Origin of the sequence: Anabaena sp. 4-3, from assembly GCF_001597745.1 — a bacterium.
Classification (GTDB): Bacteria; Cyanobacteriota; Cyanobacteriia; order Cyanobacteriales; family Nostocaceae; genus Trichormus.
Map to the genome: position 1 here is coordinate 45,845 of NZ_LUHJ01000024.1, position 19,943 is coordinate 65,787.

A 19,943-nucleotide genomic window follows, 5' to 3' on the forward strand; every position below is an offset into this window, starting at 1 on the left:
AGGGTAACTGACTTGAAAATCGGTAGTCCAAATTCTAGAGTCAGGAATAGGGGTGTAAACGAGAATTTTGCCCAATATCCAATCCCTCAGACAATTTTAAGAAAAATCACAAAAGTTTCCTTAATATGCTTGATAATATTACTATATAGTTATATAATGGAAAAAAGATTCAGAGGGATGTCATTCAGAAAGTGGAATGACGAGGTTTTATGTATGGGCAAATTATTTAACGAGCTGAAGAAAGATATCTTGTATCAGCATGGGATGAATGCCTGTTTAAATTGTGGTGTATGTACTGCTGTATGTCCGGCGGCGGAGTTTAGTGATTACTCTCCTAGAGAAGTCATGAATATGGTGCAGTCGGAAGACGACGAACAGATTGAGGAGTTACTCAAGTCAGACAAAATTTGGTATTGCGGACAGTGTTTTTCTTGTAAAACCCGGTGTCCTAGAGGTAACAGCGCAGCCTCCGTCATTCTTGCCTTACGCCGACTGTCGATTAGGTACGGTTACTTCGCCGAGTCGGAAAAAGGCAGACAGCAATTAATCGCCAAGCGGCTGTTTGGGGAAAATATGCTCAAACGAGGTTATACCTTGCTGGCGGAGAATATCGCGCCTTCCCACTTCCCCGAACTCGGTGACAACTGGGAATACTATTACGACAATATGCAACAGATGCGGGAATGGTGGGATGTACCGATGAATCTGGAAAATAGCGCAGGTTCGCACCGGATGATTCCAGAAACAGACATGGAAGAAGTACGGGCAATTTATCAAAAAACTGGTGCAGTTTCTTTAATGGATGCAGTGGAACAAGGCATGGAAAAGAAACTGGGTAGTAAGGCTGAAGTAGATAAATATTGGCAAAACTGGCTAGAAACCGGCGACAGCAGAAATTACGAACTGAAATAACTATATAGGGTGAAAAATAATGAAACTGGCAGGAAAAAATCAGGCTTGGGAAAGACACCAAAAAGCTGTGCCATCTGTAGATGATGAAGGTGGTAAGTTGTGGGGATGTTTTCGCAGTTGTTTTCTTCAGAGTGCTGCCCCCTACACAGAAGGTATTGCTTATAAAATCTTGAAAAACGATTTAGGTATGGAACTGCGGGAAGCTGCCGGACATACCTCCTGTGGTGCTATTGGCTATCACGGGGATGTGTCCAACCTGGAAACGCAGATGGTAATGGCGGCAAGAAATTTTTCTGTTGCTCATCACGAACTGGGTGTAGATAATCTCTTCTCATTTTGCGTTACTTCCTTTGCTAACTATACGGAAGTGATTAAACTTTGGGAAGAAGAACCAGAGTTAAGAGAGTATACCGAAAAGACTTTGAAGGAAACTACCGGACGAGAATTTTGGATTCCTCATGTTTCTGGGGGTAGACCTTCTGTGGTTCATGCTTCCGATGTTTTCTTTGCGAATCGGCATAAATTAGCCGCAAAAGCTAAGTACAGCCTGAAGGGAATCAAAGCTACAGACCATGTTGGATGTCACTACGGGAAGATTTTCCCTGGTGAGGCTATGGGTGGGGCTGAGTTCCCGCAAGTGTTAGTAGGGCTACTAGAAGCCTTTGGTGCTGAGATTGTGGATTATCCCGAACGCAGACATTGCTGTGGTATGGGTTTTCGTCAGTGTGCTTTCCCAGAAAACAGAGACTATACCGCCAGTAGTGTTTACAAAAAATTAGTTAGTTTGAAGGAAGCGCATCCAGACTGTAATTTAATCTTGACTAACTGTCCGGGGTGTACTGTGTTTCTTGATGCTGAACAAGGAACTATTAAGGAAGTTTTGGAAGAAGAGTTTAATGTCAGTATTCTTGACTATGCTCAATTGACTGGGTTGTTGTTGGGTTATGACCCATTTAAGGATTGTGGATTGAATGCTAAGGCTGTCCCGATTGAGCCTTTGTTGGAGAAGATTGGTATTCCTTATGACAAGAGTAAAACGGCACAGGAGCGTAGGAGGCCATTTTAATCGTCTGCGGTGTTGCATGGTTTTGGATTTTGTCACGCTCCAGGCGCAGAGAGTAAGAGAGTTTAGAGGTGAAAGTTATGGGTAAAAATGTTGTAGTGATTGGGGGCGGTGTTGCTGGGATGGCGGCGGCGGGGAGATTGCAGGATTTTGGTTATGAGGTGGTTTTAATTGAGAAGGCAGCCGCTATTGGGGGTCATGTTAAGAATTGGTATAAGGTGTTTCCTGATTTTACTGATGCTACGGAAATTATTAGTAATTTAAAGGGGAATCTCAACAAGACTAAGATTTTAACTGATTGTACAGTGACGGAGATTGCTGGGTCAGCACCCAATTTTCAAGTGACAACTTCGACTGGTGAAATCATAGATGCAGTTGCGATTTTGGTGGCGACGGGATTTAAGCCGTTTGATGCTGCTTTGAAGGAAGAATATGGTTATGGCATCTACGATAATTCTATTACCTCAATTGAGCTAGATGCTATGTTGAAACATCACACTGTGAAGACGGCATCTGGTAAAACGCCGCAAAAGGTGGCGATGATTCACTGTGTGGGTTCTAGGGATGAGAAGGTCAATAATAATTACTGTTCTAGAGTCTGTTGTACGAACACAATTAAGGTGGCAATTGAACTTAAACAGCAGATTCCTAATTGTGAGATTTATTGCCTCTATATGGATATTCGGGTGTTTGGTCGCGGTTATGAGGAACTTTATCGCACTTCTCAGGAAGATTATGGTATTCAGTTTATTCGTGGTCGGTTGTCTGAGGCGAATGAGAAAACTGACAGCAGTTTATTGTTAAGACTGGAAGATACCTTAACAGCTAGACCGATGCGGTTGAGTGTGGATATGTTGGTGTTAATGGTGGGGATGTGTGCCAATACGGAATTATCACAGGTGGCGGGGTTAAAGGTTGGTGCAGACCGTTTCTATGTCACTGCTAATATGCAATATTCCAATAATTCCTCCCCCAGAGAAGGTATTTTTCTGGCGGGGACAGCTACAGGGCCAAAAGCAATTGTGGAATCTATTACTGATGGACGGTCGGCGGCGGCGGAAATTGCAGCTTTTTTAGCTAGTCAATCAGTAGATTCTCTCAATGGTGGCTCGGTAGTGGCGGAAATTGCTACTTCACTTCATTAAGGTATCAAGCAATGGCAGGAAAAAAATGTTTCTTTGGTCTGAAGGTAGACCGTCAGGTTGATGGTGACAAAATGAACCACGAGTTTCTCAAGCAGGTTCTGGCGGAGGGTGGTGAGTATGCTGCGATCGCTAGTTGTATGCAGTGTGGTACTTGTAGCGGTGGCTGTACCAATGCTGACCGGATGGATATTTTACCACGCAGTTTGGTACTGATGATTCAGAGGGGTGAGTGGGAAAAGGTGCTGCAAAGTCAGGCTTTGTGGTTGTGTACATCTTGTCAAATTTGTACTACCCGATGTCCGCGTGGGGTGCGACCGTCGGATGTGATGGAAGCAGTGAAGGCGATCGCTATTCGGGAAGGTATTAAAAATGACTCTGTAAGATTTAATCAGATATTTGTGGAATTAATCAAGAAACGCGGCATCCTGTTTGAACCGGAATTAATGCAACAGTACGGGGGTATGGCCGCCGTGCTGGAACAAGCAGAATTAGGCATCAAATTAGCTTTACGGGGCAAAATATCCCCATTTCCGGCTCAAGTCAAAGACCCCAAACAATTTAGCGCAGCATTATCAAAGGCGGTCGAACAATGAAATTTTCTTACTATCCTGGATGTAGTCTGCATACAACAGCCAAAGAGTTTGATATCTCCACCAAAGTTGTGATGCGGGAACTGGGAATTGAACTTGAGGATTTGCATGACTGGTCATGTTGTGGCGGTTCTGTAGCTGGCGCAGTTTCCCATGATGTGGGTATGGCTTTGGCGGCGCGAAATGTCGCTTTGGCACAAAAGCAAAATCTGGATTTGTTAGCATCTTGTTCTGGTTGTTATAACAAATCAGCGAAGGCAGCACAGGCATTAGAAAAGGATACAGAAAGACAAAAAATCACCTCGATTCTCTCAGAAATGGGTATATCCGTTTCCGACTCCAATATTAGAGTCAGGAATGTAGTTGATGTGTTGGTTAATGATGTTGATATTTCCAGCCACATCAAAAAGCCTCTGAAGAATTTGAAAGTGGCTTGTTATTATGGTTGTCTCTTGACTCGACCAGCAGACATTACTGGGTGGGACTCTCCTACTTTCCCCATGTCAATGGATAAATTAGCTCAAAAGTGTGAGGCTGAGGTGGTTGATTTTCGCTCAAAAACCAAATGTTGTGGCGGGTCTGTAGTCATCCCCAAAGAAGATGTCGCCTTAGAACTGACTAAGAGACTATTAGATGAGGCTCAATCTCTGGGGGCTGATTGTATAGTTTTGGCTTGTCCTTTGTGTGCTACAAATTTAGAAATTAAACAACCAGATATCGAGAAGAAATACAATGTTAGCTATGGTTTACCCATTATCTACATTACGGAGTTAATTGGACTGGCTTTTGGTATTGCACCCAGAAAATTAGGCTTAAATAAGCACATAATTTCTACCAAGTCGGTTTTGCAGAAATTGAATGTATCTGACTAAGTAGGAGAGATAAATTATGAAATGGGAATATCAATTGAGCAAGGCAGTCACGAGAAATCCTCTGTTTGGCAATTACTGTCCATTTCCAGGCATGACAAAATTATTGCTTGTCAGTGCTACTGGCTTCATTCTTTTACCAATTCTGCTACCAGCAGTCAAAAAAGTTGGTAAATCAATCGCCAAGCAAACCATCAAAGGCGGCATCCTTGTCTATGAAAGTAGTAAAGAACTTGTCACTGAAGCCAAAGCAGAAGTAGCCGCTAAAATCCCCAACTAAAACTTACATATTCATGCTTTGAGTTGACGAGCAGATTATTTTTATGGTCTAGAATATAGTGGGAATTTTTTTTCTTAGTTACCATCACGAAATACTATTAAAATCTAGACCATGAAACATCAAAAAATTCTGGCAAGTTTATTAGGATTAGGGATATTTGTCTATATTCTTTTTGGTTTCGCCTATAACCAGTCAGCATTAGCATTTTCCCAGTCATTGAATCAAAACTTATCTACCCCAGTTACCAAAAATACAACCGTGGTTAATTCAGATTCAGACCTAAAAACGGCAGTTAATCATTATCTCACTTCCATCCCTAAAGGCTATTACACCGTGGGTAATGTAGAAGAATTGCAACGGTTACTCAGGGAGGAAAATATTCTTTTGATTGATGTCAGAGAACCTTCTGAGTATGCCACCGGACATATTGGTAATGCAATTAATATTCCTCTGCCAAGACTAACGCAAAACCTTGACCAAATTCCCCAAAATCAGTCTGTGGTTGTATACTGCACATCTGGTTATCGTTCAGCAATGGCTGTGATGTCTTTACGTTTGTTGGGTTATGACAATGTGCGAGGTTTTCCCCCAAGTATCAATGGTTGGAAAGCAGCAGGTCAAACTTTAAATACTTCCTCCAGCTAATTGCAACTCAGCAACGCTAGTTTCAGTCTCTATGCTTTCACACATCACAACAAATCTTAATATCCCGTTGAAAAACTTACATTAACTTAGGAGGTAATGTTTTTGAATTCCGGGGTGTGTGCTTTATGAAAGCCTTACTACTCTGGCCAATAATGCCCAATTCTTTCTGGTCTTACCAGGAAACCCTTGATTTAGCAGGTTTACACTCTACGAATCCCCCATTGGGTTTAATTACAGTGGCGGCGATGTTACCTAGTGATTGGGAAATTAGATTGATAGACCGCAATGTACGTTTAGAAACTGATGCAGACTGGGAATGGTGCGATTTGGTAATCATCTCTGCAATGATTATCCAAAAACAGGACTTTTGGGAGTTGATCAAAAAGGGAGTTGCGTTAGGTAAAAAGGTAGCTGTAGGAGGGCCTTTCCCTACGTCAGTCCCAGAATTTGCTTTGGAAGCAGGGGCGCATTATTTAATTTTGGATGAGGGTGAATGTACTATCCCCATGTTTTTATCAGCTTTAGCAGGGGGAGAGGAACGGGGAATTTTTCGTTCTCCAGAAAAACCAGATGTTACCCAAACGCCTATTGCTCGATTTGATTTACTGGATTTAGATGCTTATTTAGCAATCACTGTACAATTTTCCCGTGGGTGTCCGTTTCAATGCGAGTTTTGCGACATCATCAATTTGTATGGACGCAAACCCCGCACCAAAACACCAGAACAAATGCTGAGAGAATTTCAAACTCTCTATGATTTGGGTTGGCGAAGGTATGTGTTTGTGGTGGATGACAATTTTATCGGTAACAAACGTAATGCCAAAGTATTTTTAAAAGCACTCATCCCGTGGATGGAGGAACATAATTACCCCTTTACTTTAGTGACAGAAGCATCACTAAATTTAGCCGAGGACGACGAATTAATTGAGTTGATGGTGAAAGCTGGTTTTACGATGGTCTTTATGGGCATCGAAACCCCAGACACAGATAGTCTTTTGGGTATTCATAAAGTCCAGAATACACGTAAAGACTTAATAGAATCTTGCCATAAAATCACCAAGGCAGGATTACAAATTATGTCTGGTTTTATTATGGGCTTTGATAATGAGCGTTCAGGTGCAGGTCAAAGAATTAGGGATTTTATTGAGGAAACTGGCATTCCTCAAGGGCATTTTAGCTTACTGCAAGCGTTACAAAATACTGCTCTTTGGAATCGCTTACAGCAGGAAGGGCGGCTGGTTGATGGGTTAGGAACTGTTCATCAAGGTGCAATTATGAACTTTGTACCAACTCGTCCCGTAGAGGAAATTACGGAAGAGTATATTGAGGCTTTTTGGCATATTTATGAGCCAATGCCTTACTTAAAGCGGACTTTCCGCCATTTTATGATGATGACGGGCTGGCGGCCTAAAACTAACCGTCGTGTAACTATGATTGAAATACGTCTGTTTTTTGCTATTTGCTGGCGACAGGGTGTAGTTCGTTCTACACGCTGGCGGTTTTGGTGGCAATTGGTAGCGATCGCCTTTTCCAAACCCCGGTTATTATACGATTACATGACTACCTTGGGTATAGGTGAACATTTCTTCAGCTACCGTCATGAGGTAAGGGCGCAGTTACAAGCAAAATTGGCAGCATTGCAGGAGTCTAAACAGGAAGACGCAATTCAGCAATTAGCATCTGTAAGTTGATTCATCACTCTTGCTCTATTTAAATATAGCAGTTCAATACATACCGTAGAGACGTTGCATGCAACGTCTCTACATTTAAGAATCAAGCGCATATTCATCAAAAAATGGTACAATACCAATGTTACGTGAAGTTGCACATAATTAGAAAATCCATTGATTTCTCTGTCTTTATCGGCGTTTATCTGCGTCCATCTGCGTTCAATTATGCTTGATATCTGATTTTATACAGAGCCATATTAACTTAGTATAAGCTAAGAAATTATTATTTGTAAATAGTTACATATAAAAATGCGTGAACTCTATCCCCTGATTGAACCTTATAATGAAAGTAAATTACAAGTTTCAGAATTACACACAATCCATTTTGAAGAATCAGGAAACCCCCAAGGTAAACCTATAGTTTTGCTGCATGGCGGCCCTGGTGGTGGTTGTCCGCCACATTATCGCCAATATTTTCATCCAGAAAAATGGCGGTTAATCATGTTTGATCAACGTGGTTGCGGTAAAAGTATACCCCATGCAGAGTTACGAGAAAATACAACTTGGCATTTAGTTGATGATATTGAAAAACTGCGAGAACATTTAGGCATAGAAAAATGGGTAGTTTTTGGTGGTAGTTGGGGAAGCACCTTATCATTAGCTTATAGTCAAACTTATCCAGAACGTTGTTTAGGGTTAATTTTACGCGGTATATTCTTACTCAGACAAAAAGAATTAAGATGGTTTTATCAAGAAGGTGCTAGCTATATTTTTCCTGATGCTTGGGAAGAATATCTCAAACCAATTCCTGTAGATGAACGTGATGATTTACTCACAGCTTATTATCAACGTTTAACTAGCCCAGATTTACAAATTAGACAAGCAGCAGCACGAGCTTGGTCAATTTGGGAAGCTAGCACCAGTAAATTATTTCCTGATACCCAATTAATGCAAACTTTTGGCGAGGATAAATTTGCTGAAGCTTTTGCACGAATTGAATGTCATTATTTTATTAATAAAGGTTTTTTTCATCCTGAAAATCAATTATTATTAAATGTTGACCGCATTCGGCATATTCCTGCTGTGATTGTTCAAGGTCGTTATGATGTAGTGTGTCCGATGATATCAGCTTGGGAATTACATCGAGCTTGGCCGGAGGCTGAATTTATTGTAGTTCCTGATGCGGGACACTCGATGAGTGAGGTGGGAATTCGTAGTGCTTTGATTGAGGCAACGGATAGGTTTGGTGATAGGGTGTAAGTTAATAGTTTGTAGTAAGGACTTTAGTCCTTATTTAAAGATAGGGAGGACTAAAGTCCTCACTACAAACAAAATAATTTTATATTGATAACAATGAAATTTATAGGTGTGGATTTGGGTTGGAAATCTCAACCGAGTGGGCTGTGTTGCTTACAATTAACAGAGGGAAAATTAGAGTTAGTTGATTTAGCACGGAAAGATGCGATCACTCACATTTTAGCTTGGATAGATAACTGCGTAAAACCAACCGAATCAGCACTTATCGCCGTAGATGCGCCTACCCTCATCCCTAACGCTACAGGTAGTCGTCTTCCTGATAAGCTAACTCATACATACTTTGGAAAATATCACGCTGGCTGTTACCCCGCTAACCAAAGTCTCCCATTTGCCGAACGCACTATTAACTTTGGTTTAGAATTAGAATCCCGTGGTTTTGCCCATGCACCGGAAATTACACCACAAACGCCGGGTAGATATCAAATTGAAGTGTTTCCTCACCCCGCGATAGTGCATTTATTCGGGTTAGAACGCATCCTAAAATATAAAAAAGGGCGTATCAATGAACGCCGCTTAGAATTAATCAAACTATATCAATATATTGTGGAAATGCTACCCACCTATGAACCTGCTTTAGATGTGGGTAGTTTGTTACCTGTGGAGATTCCCTATACAGGTGCAGAACTCAAAGCTACAGAAGATAAATTAGATAGCTTAATCTGTGCTTATGTAGCTGCTTACTGGTGGTATTGGGGTACACAACGTAACCTAGTATTAGGCGATCGCACTACAGGTTACATTGTCATCCCCAAGGGATTGGGGACTGGGGACAAATCAATTCAAAATTCGTCTTGAAAAGTTTCCTACGGCGGGAAACCCGCCTACAGAACTTTTCGCAAAATTCAAAATTCAAAATTAAAGAATTCTGGGGAAAATTTCCCTCATCTAAGTTTCTTAATAGCGAATTGCGAATTGCGAATTGTGAATTGGTATAACTCCCTCATCCTATTCAGCCCAAGCAATCAACCGGGGTTCATAAGAACTAGATAGATATGGGTGTTGAGGTAACACGCGCAAAGACAAGCCTTGTAAACCGGAATTGGTATAAATGATATTGGCGGTGTAAATACTCAAGCCGTGTGTATCCTGTCCTTGGTAATCCATGACTACAGGTACAGCGTTGACGATATCGCCATTGGCATCAATTGCACCTTGATATAATTCCACCTGCACATCATCATTGGTTAAAGTTGCTAGGTCAACTTTAGCTTTTACGGCCACAGTTTGATTGACTTCGATATCTGCACCTGCGGATACGTCGATATCTTTGATTTTGATATTAAACCAGTGGTCAGTAAGTTTTGCTTTCCAAGCTGCTAATTCCTTAGCTGGAGCATAATTATCAGCTATCAGGGTATGATAGCGATCGCTAGCAGGGAAATAAGCCCGTTGAGCATATTCTCGCACCATCCGCGCTGTATTGAAAAACGGACAATTCAACTGAATCGCGTCTTTCATTTTAGCAACCCAACGCCGAGGTAAACCATCGACATCACGGTGGTCATAGAATAACGGTACAACTTCTTTTTCTAGTAAGTCATACAAAGCATTAGCTTCGACTTCATCCTGATAATTAGGATCATCATAATTTTCGCCGTGACCAATTGCCCAACCTGTGCGGACATAATCAGCTTCATCCCACCAACCATCTAAGACACTTAAATTAGGTAGTCCATTCATGGCTGCTTTCATCCCGCTAGTACCAGAAGCTTCACGGGGACGACGGGGAGTATTTAACCAGACATCACAGCCAGCCACCATCAACCGGGAAATATGAATGTCGTAGTTGGGAACAAACACTATATGTTTTTCTAAGTGTTGTTCTGTGATGAAGTGGTTAATTTCGCGGATGAGTTCTTTACCAGGAAGGTCTTTTGGGTGTGCCTTACCCGCAATCACAAACTGCACTTTGCGATTTTTGTTACCTAGCAAAATGCGCTTTATACGTTCAATGTCACGCATCCACAAGGTAGCGCGTTTGTAAGTGGCAAAACGACGGGCAAAGCCAATAGTTAAAACATTAGGATCTAGGACTTCCTGGGCTTGAGCAATATCTGAAGCAGAAGCACCGCGATCGCGTAAATGTTTAACCAGATGTTCCCGCACATACAAAATCATGTCTAAGCGACAACGCTCATGATTTCGCCATAACTCCTCATCGGGTATCGCTTCCATCCGTTCCCATAATGGGCTATCAGGTGGTGCAGATGACCAATTCGGCCCCAAGTAGCGATCATATAATTCCTGAGTTGATTTAGCAACACAACTGCGGGCGTGGACACCGTTAGTAATAGCGGCAATTGGCACTTCTTCCACGGGTACTTTTTTCCACAAACCTTGGAACATTTGCCGTGAGACTACGCCGTGCAACTGCGCCACACCATTAGAAGCAGTTGCCATTTTTAAAGCCAGCACTGCCATACTAAAGGGTGCAGATAAATCACCTGTATTCTCTCGCCCCAGTCCTAAAAATTGTTCTTTGGGTAACCCAAAAATATCTGCATAATAACCCAGGTAGTAAAGGATTTTGTCGGGAGGGAACAAGTCAATCCCTGCTGGTACTGGGGTGTGGGTGGTAAAGATGTTGCTGGAAATTACCACCTGCCTAGCTTCCGCATAGCTTAATCCCTGTTCTTTAATTAACAGACGGATACGCTCTAGGGCTGAAAAGGCGGCGTGGCCTTCATTCATGTGGTAAGCTGTCACCTCATACCCCAAAGCTTTTAATAGCTGTACACCACCAATCCCTAACATAATTTCTTGGTGGATACGCATATCGATATCCCCACCATACAGCTGATCTGTAATGTCGTGGTCGTAGGGATTGTTTGGTTCAATGTTAGTGTCCAACATATACAAGGGTACTGTTCCCACCTGTACGCGCCAAACTCTCGCGTATACTTTCCGCCCTGGATAGTCTACTGCAATCCGCAATTCTGAACCGTCGGGATTACGCTCCAGATGCAAGGGCATATTGTAAAAATCATTAATCGGGTAGCGTTCTTGCTGCCAGCCATCCACATTTAGATACTGAGCAAAGTAGCCTTGCTGGTAGAGTAAGCCGACTCCCACCAGAGGTAAACCCAAGTCGCTGGCAGATTTGAGGTGATCCCCCGCCAGCACACCCAAACCACCAGAATAGATGGGTAGACAATCTACCAGCCCGAATTCCGCCGAAAAATAGGCGTAACATTCCTTTGGTTTTTGACTGCGCTGTTTCTGATACCAAGTGCGCTCTTGGAGATATTCTTGTAATTGACGCGCAGCACGATCCATCTGTGCTAGGAAGCCTTCATCTTCCACGACTTCCAAAAGCCGGGCTTGACTAATCGTACCTAGCATCAAGACTGGATTGTGATGACTAGATTCCCACAAATCTGGGTCTAAACGGCGAAATAAATCTTTTGTCTCAACATTCCAATCCCAATGTAAGTTATACGCCAATCCTCTCAATGGTTCGAGTCGTGGCGGCAGGGAAGGAGAAACGTTGAATGTACGAATTGGCTGCATAGGTTAGCAAAGCTCCTAGTTTAGCTATGGCTATTGTTGACTGTCTTTACCCAATGTTGCCAATTCTTTATACTATGTTTGTAAAATTGCCATGACTTTGTGGAGCATGGCAAAATACAGAAATTCTGCTGGTAAAGTTGATGCTCAGGGTGTTTTTCATTATCTGATCACTCCTAAGACTGAAATTTTTATTTATTAAATTTTAATATTTTGGCAGAATTTGGGATTTAATCTTTTTTGCTGGATTTATCGGCCGTGATCCCAAAAAAATGATGATATTTCTCTGAATATTGATGAAATATGTTATTGATGATTTTATCTGGCGATCGCTTACTTCGAGCCAACTGATCGCCTCCTTGGTATTTGTTAACTGTTATCTCCCTAAAAATGGTTGATTTTGAGTATTATTCTGCATAGACATAGCAACTGCTACAGCAAAAGTCATTTCTGCCGCTACTTGATAAGCTAGTTTAATATTGGCTTGAGACTGTTGACTACCAACAGGAAAGTAGGTTTGATAACGACAACTTGGCTCTCGCTCTACATTACCAGAGGCGATCGCCCTTTGCAAAATAATCAACGCATCCACATCTTCTGAATCATAATGACTTTGCAATAATGTTTGAATTTCATTTTGGGTATCAAGACCTAAATAACCAGAGTTTAAAGCTTGTTGTACAATTTCGTTAATTGAGGACATAATTTTCACCTAGCATGACAGTAAAGATTGATATTTCGGAGAAAATATTATTCTGAGAATATCATGTAAACAAGTGATAGCCCAATTGTTTGCAAATTTTATCATGTATATTATCCTTCACTAACCACCCAATTGGATCACCTTATAGAGTGATTTACAAATTTCGGTTAACGATTCATAATATTTATTTGAGCTATTTTTTCTATTCCACTGATAGCTGTATCATCTATGTTATTTGGAGTCTCAATACTGACTGAAAAATTAGTGATATATTTAACTTTATAGTCAAAAATATTACCCGGTTATCGTGATTTTCAATCGTAAATTCTCAAGTTGCAAAGCAATGTTATCTATTATGTAATTTACTTAACAAATAAAAACTTTATTTATTGATAATGATGTTAGTGAAATATAGTCTAAGTTGCAAATTTATTATGGTTTAGGAAAATTAAATGAAACTTATTTATGAGGATGGCTCCATCTCAAAAAAGTGTGTTATGCTAGGGAGCAATTATTGTTAAAAACAAATCATGTAATAATTAAGCGTGATTAGGTTGTGTTGTAAATCATCATTGTGCAACATGATTAGAGCAACATACTCTAGAAATTCGTTGCAAGAAAGTCGCTATAACAATCGGGGAAGTGCTTACTTGTTTGCACCGATGGAGAATTTTAATGTCATGGCTGAAGTCGGAGATACTCCACCATAACTTTATTGTATAGAGTGAGACCAAGCAAGGTAAAATCAACACAAATAACATTCTTATAGGCAAGACAAACGCTTAATTTGATTGATGTAACTTGCTAAAAATGTTTTGTTGTTGAGGGAAATTTGGTCAAATTAGTTGATAAAAAAAGCAACTGACTGCAACAGAAACAGCTATCATCGCTAAAAAACTATCAGCAGCTAGATTGTCAGTAGTTGTGATGAACTCATACCAACCTATTTACCTTACCTGACACTGAGCATTCAATTTCACAATTTAATAGTCTGAGGGAAAAACTGTAATTACCTAAGTATTGGCTGAGGTATTCAGGAAATTAACAATAGGTTTGTTGACAAAAAACAGCGATATTGTCAACCAACTATTTTGTTGTTCCATACAGAAATCACAATTCGTGGACAAAAAATCTGCTGTAAGTACAGGATAGATTTTTTGGTTAAATTGCTGATGTGTTCAGCCTAAAAATTGATGATGTCAAGGCTAAAATGCGGAACTAAAATTGAGGGTATTTATTTAAGGGTATTTAGTGATTAATTTAGTCCTATAAATTAGGAATAAATTTTAATGACAAAGCAAAAATATCACATTTACCTAACCCTTGACGAAAATCTTTGATAGTTTTATCTCACTATCCCGTGAATCATTTACTTGAGAGATATCAGAATCAGTGTTATTAGCATTACCAAAAATCCATTGCCAATACACAGTCAAAATTATTTACACCATTCATCTGAGAATTCGGTCATGAAGAAGCAGCACAACAACTTAAAATGGCAGCGATTTCAAGAATTGTTACTAATGACTCTCCTCGGAGATATGCCCACACTCGCATTAGGAACAAAATTAAGAAATCTGGCATATCGGCAGATTTTTGCTCAAATGGGTAGCTCAGTTTATATCCAAGATGGAGTTGAATTTATCAACACTGCTGGAATAGAAATTGGCAATGGCGTATACCTATTTAAAGGTGTGCGTCTGGATGCTAAAGGACATCCAAATAATAGAATTAGTTTAGCAAATGGCGTAGCAATCGAGCGTAATGTTGATATAGGATGCTTGCAAGACACTGATATCCAAATTCATGAGGAAACTTTCATTGGGCCTGATGTTTGTATTGCTGGCCCTGGAAACATTAAAATTGGTAAACGCTGCTTGATAGCATCTCATACTGGTATCTATGCAAACCAACACAATTTTACAGATCCAACATTGCCGATCAAGTACCAAGGTGTCACTTGTAAAGGTATTGTTATAGAGGACGATTGTTGGTTAGGACATGGGGTAACAGTATTAGATGGTGTAACTATCGGTGAAGGGAGTGTAATTGGCGCGGGAGCAGTAGTTACTAAAGATATTCCGCCTTTCTCTGTGGCTGTTGGTGTACCGGCACGCGTGATTAAAAGCCGCATAGCCCAGAACCTTGTGACATCTCATGCAACTCATGACTGATAGTTAATCAAACAGCTAGCACGACACAGTGGTAAACAGGGAAAAAATTTTTGTCAGTTCTTGCTGAAATAGGAAACCTCTGGGTTGGCTAAACGTCACAATATCAACCAGTAAATAACTATGACATCAGGGACATCTACAAATTAGATAGCTACATGGATCAGCCCACAAAAAACAGGAAAAGAATATTATCAGGTGCAACTAAGCGTAGAATCATCTGAGAATTCTACTAAACATGGTGTTTAAATACCACCGTTGTCTTCTCCAAAAGGAACGAGATATGGGTAATATAAAGGAGCTATCTTTTCTGCATGGCAGATACTAAGAAAGAGCTTTTTCGTCATACCCTTTGGAGAGATCGCCGATGGTTACTTTAAAAATCGCTGTTTATATTGTGGTTGCATTCTTTTTGGCTCTTTTTGTTTTCGGATTTTTGTCTAACGACCCAGCTCGTAACCCCGGTCGTCGGGATTTAGAGTAAAAACTAGACAAATCCTATGTAAGTGCCGGAAGCTAGAATACACCAGATGTTACAGACACCGACTGCTGGCTTGTACCATTGCAGTTGGTTGTCTATCTCCGGGAAGCTGGCTGCATAGTAGCAGAAAGCGCAAGTCGGAAGGCAAAAAGTGAATTCATCCTTCCGGCTATTAATTGGCTATTTGTTAGGTTGATTGTGTTCTAATATGCTTCATCCAGTTCTGCCTCCTGCACCGCCTACTCTCGTTGAACCCATACAACCGGCAAATTCCAGCTTATCTGCTAGCAATACTCAGTTTCCTAGTGTGGGGGAAGTTGACACCTCTACACCAGCACAAGCGGAAGCACTCAAAAATTATAGTCAAGAGAATACGGGAACTGCTGCTAATAACACTTCTACGGACAACAATTTATTAGTTACTCCCACCCCGGCAAAATCTACCAGCAGTCCAGAAACCTTCGAGCCAGAATTTTCTCCCCAGCCAGCTACTAACAGTGCTACTAATTTAGGACAGCCTTTAGTAATTGGTTATCCCATTGAGAAAACAACAACATCGAATCGGTCAGTTGCTCCCAGTACCAATGATATTCAAGAATTAGCACCACCCCAAATCCCTGCTGTCACCGCAAATCTGAGCAAGGAAGCACAAAAGGAACAGGTGAGAGTGCAGCAGTCTGGGGATAGTATTAATCTCTCAGTATTTAATCCTGATAGCGTACCCAGCCATCAAGCCATTCAAAATGTGATTGAGTTTAAGTCCCGTCAAAAAACTCAACCATCAGTTCCAGCAACTGTCACATTTGCACCCAACAGTCCCCAAGCCCAAATTTCACCCTCTGGTACACCAACCACAACTACCCCACAAGTGAGAGAAAGAATTGTGGAGGTGACATCAGATAGACAAGAATACGACCAGCAACGGCGTATAGTCACGGCTGAAGGTAATGTAGTGGTGCGATTTGATGGGGCGGTAGTCGATGCCGATCGCGTGCAGGTAAATTTAGAGAATTTAATCGCGGTTGGGGAAGGCGATGTTGCATTAACTAGGGGTGAACAAGTATTAAGAGGACAACGCTTTACCTATAATTTTCTCCTAGACAGTGGGGAATTAGAAAATGGCAGTGGGGAGATTTATGTCCCCTCAGCGTCAACAGATTTAGCGTTCTTACCCACTGATGTTACAGCCGGGGGAGTTCCCGCACAACCACCAAGCGATCGCATTCGGGCTAACCAACCAACCACAGATGTCACCAGTCCCGGTGGCATTGATTTGACAGTGGGTGGTACAACAGCCAGCAATTTACCACCACCAAAGTCTGGGGGTGAAGTCAACCGCCTGAGATTTGAAGCTGGACAAATTGAGTTTTATCCCCGTGGTTGGCAAGCGAGAAATGTCCGCATTACTAATGATCCATTTTCGCCTCCAGAGTTAGAGTTACGAGCAGATAAAGTGACTGTAACGCGAGAAGCTCCTTTAATCGACCGCATCACCACCCAACGCCAACGCCTAGTATTTGATCAGAACGTAGTTCTACCCCTACCCGTCAATCAGCAGACAATTGATCGACGAGAACGAGACACCAGCCCGTTTATTGTCTCCCCTGGCTATGATGGCGATCGCCGGGGGGGTTTGTTCGTAGAACGTGGCTTTACAGTGGTGAATACCGACAAGACACGCTTACGAGTTACACCGCAGTTTTTTGTCCAGAAAGCCGTTCAAGGTAGTGATGATGTACCCTCTCTGTTTGGTCTGAAAGCTAGTTTAAATGCGGTGTTGAGTCCCACATCTGTACTTCAGGGTTCTGGCGAGTTAACTAGCTTCGACCTCAATACTATAGATGAAAATTTAAAAGCGAGTTTACGCTTACGCCAAACTTTAGGAAATGTCAACCCCCATACATTGAATTGGGAATATAGCTACCGCGATCGCCTTTATAACGGTTCGCTGGGTTTCCAAACCGTTCAAAGTAGTTTGGGTGGTTTGATTATATCTCCAGTGATCCCACTCGGTAAAACTGGTATTAACCTCAGTTATCAAGCTGGCGCACAGTATATCAACGCCAACACCGACCGCCAAGATTTATTAGATATTAATCGGGATAACGATCGCGTTTCTCTAGGTCGCTTACAAGGTAGTGTTGCTCTCAATAAAACCTTCTTACTCTGGCAAGGACAACGCCTACCACGTACTCCCACACAGGGATTAAAGTATACAGCTAGACCTGTAGTTCCTTACTTGCAAGCGATCGCTGGTGTTACAGGTACTACTAGCTATTACACAAGTGGCGATAATCAGAATACCCTAATTGGTTCAGTAGGCTTGTTAGGGCAGTTCGGACACTTTTCTCGCCCATTCTTAGACTACACCGCTTTTAATGTTACCTACTCCCAAGGTTTAAACAGTGGTCTATCACCGTTTTTCTTTGACCGTTCCGTTGATACTAGAGTGCTGAGTGCTGGAGTCACACAACAGATTTATGGCCCTTTCCGTTTGGGCTTTCAAACATCAATTAACTTAGATACAGGTCAAGAAACAAGCACCGACTACATTTTAGAATATAGTCGTCGTACCTACGGCATTACCTTGCGCTACAATCCCGTGCTGGAATTGGGGGGTTTTAGCATCCGTATTAGTGACTTTAACTGGACTGGTGGAACAGATCCCTTTTCTGATGGTGAAGTCACCCCAGTTGTTGGCGGTGTGCGCCGGGAGAAGTGAGGGACTGGGGACTGGAGACTGGGGACTGGGGAGCAGGGGAGCAGGTGAGAGAAACGAATGACTAATGACTAATGACTAATGACTAATGACTAATGACTAATGACTCATGACTAACTTCAGCTGCTTGACTTGGTATCCTCCAACCCTTAACAATTAACGAGCAGAGTCATTTAACACAGGGAAAACTGACAGTGGTGAACCCGGAATTACCATCTTGGCGTAAAACAGTAGAAAGTCAGATTCTATCTGTGACGGTGTATAGTGACAAAGCCCTGGTAACACGACAGGGTAAGGTGTCTCTCACAGGCTCAGAACGCTCTTTGTTGATTTCTTCGTTACCAGTGACTCTAGAACCTGAGTCTGTGCGGGTAAGTGGTAAAGGTACGGTAGGGGTGCGGTTGTTAGCAGTGAGTTGCGATCGCATCTACACCACTGAACCTGTTGCGGAACGAGTCGCCCAGTTAACTAGGCAAATTCAGCAGCTAGAAACAGAAAAACGCCATCTACAAGCCCAAGTAGATGCTTTAAGTTTGCAATCTCAATTTATTGACGGTTTACGGCAAACTACAGCCGAACCCTTTGCTCAAAGTCTCTCACGAAAAAATCTCAGCCTCAGTGAAACCCTAGATTTTCTCAATTTTTTAGGTAGTCAGTATAGCGAATATGCGATCGCCTCTGGTGAGTGTAAAAGTCAGCAACAAGAATTAGACAAGCAAATACAAGCCCTGCGTCACTCATTACAAATTATCCAAACACCCCACGCCAAAGAAAGTTTTAGCTTAATAGTTGATGTAGAAGTTGCTGGTGCTGGCGAGTTTGATTTGCAGGTATCCTACATGGTAAATCACGCCAGTTGGACACCGTTATATGACTTGCGGTTAGATAGCATTAGCAAGACAGTACATTTAAGCTATTTGGCAGCACTCACCCAAAACACTGGCGAAGATTGGCAAAATGTAAATCTTACCCTGTCTACTGCTAAACCAGGATTAGGTACATTACCACCAAAATTACACCCTTGGTATATTGATAGTTTAACGCCGCAAGTAGTGCGATCGCGCCGACAACCTAGCCCATTGCTACCCCCTATCATGGCTATGTCTGCTCCATCTGCCGAAGCAGCACTACCAGAACCAGAAGCCGAAATCATCGAAGATACTTTGATTACCGCAGAAAACATGGTAGCAGAAGTATCTACAACAGGTAGTATTGTTACCTTTAAACTCAACGGTGGTGGTAATATTCCCAGCGATGGCGCACCTCACAACACCACTATTTTTAATGATGATTACCCCTGTAATTTGCAGTATGTCACAATACCGCGCCTAGTGAGTTTTGCTTATCTAGAAGCCAGCGTGAAAAATAATCCTGATGGTACAACTTTATTAGCAGGTACAGCAAACATCTTCCGGGATAATATGTTTGTTGGCACAACTCAATTAGAAAATATCGCCCCAGGACAAGAATTTAAACTGAATTTAGGCATTGATGAAGGATTAAAAATTGAGCGTGATTTAGTTGAGCGTCAAGTAGATAAAAAACTGATTGGCAACCAACGCCGAACTACTTACGCTTATCGGTTAATCATTACTAACTTACTCAATCAAGAAACAGATTTGAAATTAACCGAACAATTGCCAATTAGCCGCAACGAACAAATAAAAGTCCGCCTCATCCGCACCAACCCACCCATACAACTAGGTGAAATGGGAATTCTAGAATGGAGTTTAACTATTCCACCCCAACAACGCCAAGAGATATACTACCAGTTTACTGTTGAGCATCCACCAGAGTTACAAATCACCGGGTTAGACATTTGAAGCTTCCGGGAAAACCTTTCCCATTACCTGTTCCCTGTTCCCTGTTCC

17 protein-coding genes are annotated in these 19,943 nt (G+C 41.7%); 15 read left to right on the plus strand and 2 right to left on the minus strand.

The window, feature by feature from the left end; genetic code table 11:
• Nucleotides 1-213 precede the first annotated feature (213 nt).
• The 10 genes from A3775_RS06235 (at nt 214) to A3775_RS06280 (ending at nt 9,286) form a co-directional block, all read left to right on the plus strand.
• Entirely contained in the window at nt 214-912 is a 699-nt protein-coding gene (locus A3775_RS06235; protein WP_066424302.1) for a 4Fe-4S dicluster domain-containing protein, read from the plus strand.
• A gap of 19 nt (nt 913-931) precedes the next feature.
• Nucleotides 932-1,978 (plus strand): heterodisulfide reductase-related iron-sulfur binding cluster, encoded by a 1,047-nt coding sequence (locus A3775_RS06240; protein WP_066376599.1) that lies wholly within the window; start codon nt 932-934, stop codon nt 1,976-1,978.
• A 77-nt stretch (nt 1,979-2,055) separates the two neighbouring features.
• On the plus strand, nt 2,056-3,120 hold the full coding sequence (locus A3775_RS06245; protein WP_066376601.1) for an FAD-dependent oxidoreductase: 1,065 nt from the start codon (nt 2,056-2,058) through the stop codon (nt 3,118-3,120).
• A gap of 11 nt (nt 3,121-3,131) precedes the next feature.
• Nucleotides 3,132-3,713, plus strand: coding sequence for a 4Fe-4S dicluster domain-containing protein (locus A3775_RS06250; RefSeq protein WP_066424251.1), 582 nt, complete (start codon nt 3,132-3,134; stop codon nt 3,711-3,713).
• Nucleotides 3,710-4,582 carry a CoB--CoM heterodisulfide reductase iron-sulfur subunit B family protein gene (locus A3775_RS06255; RefSeq protein ID WP_066376604.1) on the plus strand — a complete coding sequence of 291 codons (873 nt, stop codon included), beginning with the start codon at nt 3,710-3,712 and terminating at the stop codon, nt 4,580-4,582. The genes A3775_RS06250 and A3775_RS06255 overlap by 4 nt, the downstream gene beginning before the upstream one ends.
• 16 nt (nt 4,583-4,598) lie before the next feature.
• Entirely contained in the window at nt 4,599-4,859 is a 261-nt protein-coding gene (locus A3775_RS06260) for a hypothetical protein (protein ID WP_066376605.1), read from the plus strand.
• Between the two features lie 111 nt (nt 4,860-4,970).
• On the plus strand, nt 4,971-5,504 hold the full coding sequence (locus tag A3775_RS06265; RefSeq protein ID WP_066376606.1) for a rhodanese-like domain-containing protein: 534 nt from the start codon (nt 4,971-4,973) through the stop codon (nt 5,502-5,504).
• Nucleotides 5,505-5,629: 125 nt separating this feature from the next.
• Nucleotides 5,630-7,195 carry a B12-binding domain-containing radical SAM protein gene (locus tag A3775_RS06270; RefSeq protein ID WP_066424254.1) on the plus strand — a complete coding sequence of 522 codons (1,566 nt, stop codon included), beginning with the start codon at nt 5,630-5,632 and terminating at the stop codon, nt 7,193-7,195.
• Between the two features lie 288 nt (nt 7,196-7,483).
• Nucleotides 7,484-8,434: a prolyl aminopeptidase gene (pip, locus tag A3775_RS06275; protein ID WP_066424256.1), complete on the plus strand. Its 951-nt coding sequence runs from the start codon at nt 7,484-7,486 to the stop codon at nt 8,432-8,434.
• 93 nt (nt 8,435-8,527) lie between these two features.
• The gene (locus A3775_RS06280) at nt 8,528-9,286 is read left to right on the plus strand and encodes a DUF429 domain-containing protein (RefSeq protein ID WP_066424257.1); all 759 of its coding nucleotides are present in this window, start codon (nt 8,528-8,530) and stop codon (nt 9,284-9,286) included.
• Nucleotides 9,287-9,436: 150 nt separating this feature from the next.
• Here the strand turns inward: A3775_RS06280 and glgP are convergent, their stop codons facing one another.
• On the minus strand, nt 9,437-12,001 hold the full coding sequence (glgP, locus tag A3775_RS06285) for an alpha-glucan family phosphorylase (RefSeq protein WP_066424259.1): 2,565 nt from the start codon (nt 11,999-12,001) through the stop codon (nt 9,437-9,439).
• Between the two features lie 373 nt (nt 12,002-12,374).
• Nucleotides 12,375-12,701, minus strand: a complete 327-nt coding sequence (locus A3775_RS06290) for a hypothetical protein (protein ID WP_066376613.1) — start codon at nt 12,699-12,701, stop codon at nt 12,375-12,377.
• A gap of 581 nt (nt 12,702-13,282) precedes the next feature.
• Between A3775_RS06290 and A3775_RS25215 the strand changes: the two genes are divergently transcribed.
• The 5 genes from A3775_RS25215 (at nt 13,283) to A3775_RS06305 (ending at nt 19,895) form a co-directional block, all read left to right on the plus strand.
• Entirely contained in the window at nt 13,283-13,411 is a 129-nt protein-coding gene (locus A3775_RS25215; protein WP_255362686.1) for a hypothetical protein, read from the plus strand.
• Nucleotides 13,412-14,170: 759 nt separating this feature from the next.
• Nucleotides 14,171-14,875 (plus strand): DapH/DapD/GlmU-related protein, encoded by a 705-nt coding sequence (locus A3775_RS06295; RefSeq protein ID WP_066424261.1) that lies wholly within the window; start codon nt 14,171-14,173, stop codon nt 14,873-14,875.
• Nucleotides 14,876-15,239: 364 nt separating this feature from the next.
• Nucleotides 15,240-15,356, plus strand: coding sequence for a photosystem II reaction center protein I (locus A3775_RS23440; protein WP_082803686.1), 117 nt, complete (start codon nt 15,240-15,242; stop codon nt 15,354-15,356).
• A gap of 205 nt (nt 15,357-15,561) precedes the next feature.
• Entirely contained in the window at nt 15,562-18,075 is a 2,514-nt protein-coding gene (locus tag A3775_RS06300) for a DUF3769 domain-containing protein (RefSeq protein WP_066424263.1), read from the plus strand.
• 191 nt (nt 18,076-18,266) lie between these two features.
• Nucleotides 18,267-19,895, plus strand: coding sequence for a mucoidy inhibitor MuiA family protein (locus A3775_RS06305; RefSeq protein ID WP_066424264.1), 1,629 nt, complete (start codon nt 18,267-18,269; stop codon nt 19,893-19,895).
• Nucleotides 19,896-19,943 lie beyond the last annotated feature (48 nt).

Bases quoted from the DNA above. Each gene is read 5' to 3' on its own strand.
- A3775_RS06300 (WP_066424263.1), top strand. From the start codon at position 15,562: ATGCTTCATCCAGTTCTGCCTCCTGCACCGCCTACTCTCGTTGAACCC.
- A3775_RS06255 (WP_066376604.1), top strand. From the start codon at position 3,710: ATGAAATTTTCTTACTATCCTGGATGTAGTCTGCATACAACAGCCAAA.
- A3775_RS06270 (WP_066424254.1), top strand. From the start codon at position 5,630: ATGAAAGCCTTACTACTCTGGCCAATAATGCCCAATTCTTTCTGGTCT.
- glgP (WP_066424259.1), bottom strand. From the start codon at position 12,001: ATGCAGCCAATTCGTACATTCAACGTTTCTCCTTCCCTGCCGCCACGA.
- A3775_RS06260 (WP_066376605.1), top strand. From the start codon at position 4,599: ATGAAATGGGAATATCAATTGAGCAAGGCAGTCACGAGAAATCCTCTG.
- A3775_RS06295 (WP_066424261.1), top strand. From the start codon at position 14,171: ATGAAGAAGCAGCACAACAACTTAAAATGGCAGCGATTTCAAGAATTG.
- A3775_RS06290 (WP_066376613.1), bottom strand. From the start codon at position 12,701: ATGTCCTCAATTAACGAAATTGTACAACAAGCTTTAAACTCTGGTTAT.
- A3775_RS06250 (WP_066424251.1), top strand. From the start codon at position 3,132: ATGGCAGGAAAAAAATGTTTCTTTGGTCTGAAGGTAGACCGTCAGGTT.
- A3775_RS06280 (WP_066424257.1), top strand. From the start codon at position 8,528: ATGAAATTTATAGGTGTGGATTTGGGTTGGAAATCTCAACCGAGTGGG.
- pip (WP_066424256.1), top strand. From the start codon at position 7,484: ATGCGTGAACTCTATCCCCTGATTGAACCTTATAATGAAAGTAAATTA.
- A3775_RS06240 (WP_066376599.1), top strand. From the start codon at position 932: ATGAAACTGGCAGGAAAAAATCAGGCTTGGGAAAGACACCAAAAAGCT.
- A3775_RS25215 (WP_255362686.1), top strand. From the start codon at position 13,283: ATGATTAGAGCAACATACTCTAGAAATTCGTTGCAAGAAAGTCGCTAT.
- A3775_RS06265 (WP_066376606.1), top strand. From the start codon at position 4,971: ATGAAACATCAAAAAATTCTGGCAAGTTTATTAGGATTAGGGATATTT.
- A3775_RS23440 (WP_082803686.1), top strand. From the start codon at position 15,240: ATGGTTACTTTAAAAATCGCTGTTTATATTGTGGTTGCATTCTTTTTG.
- A3775_RS06235 (WP_066424302.1), top strand. From the start codon at position 214: ATGGGCAAATTATTTAACGAGCTGAAGAAAGATATCTTGTATCAGCAT.
- A3775_RS06245 (WP_066376601.1), top strand. From the start codon at position 2,056: ATGGGTAAAAATGTTGTAGTGATTGGGGGCGGTGTTGCTGGGATGGCG.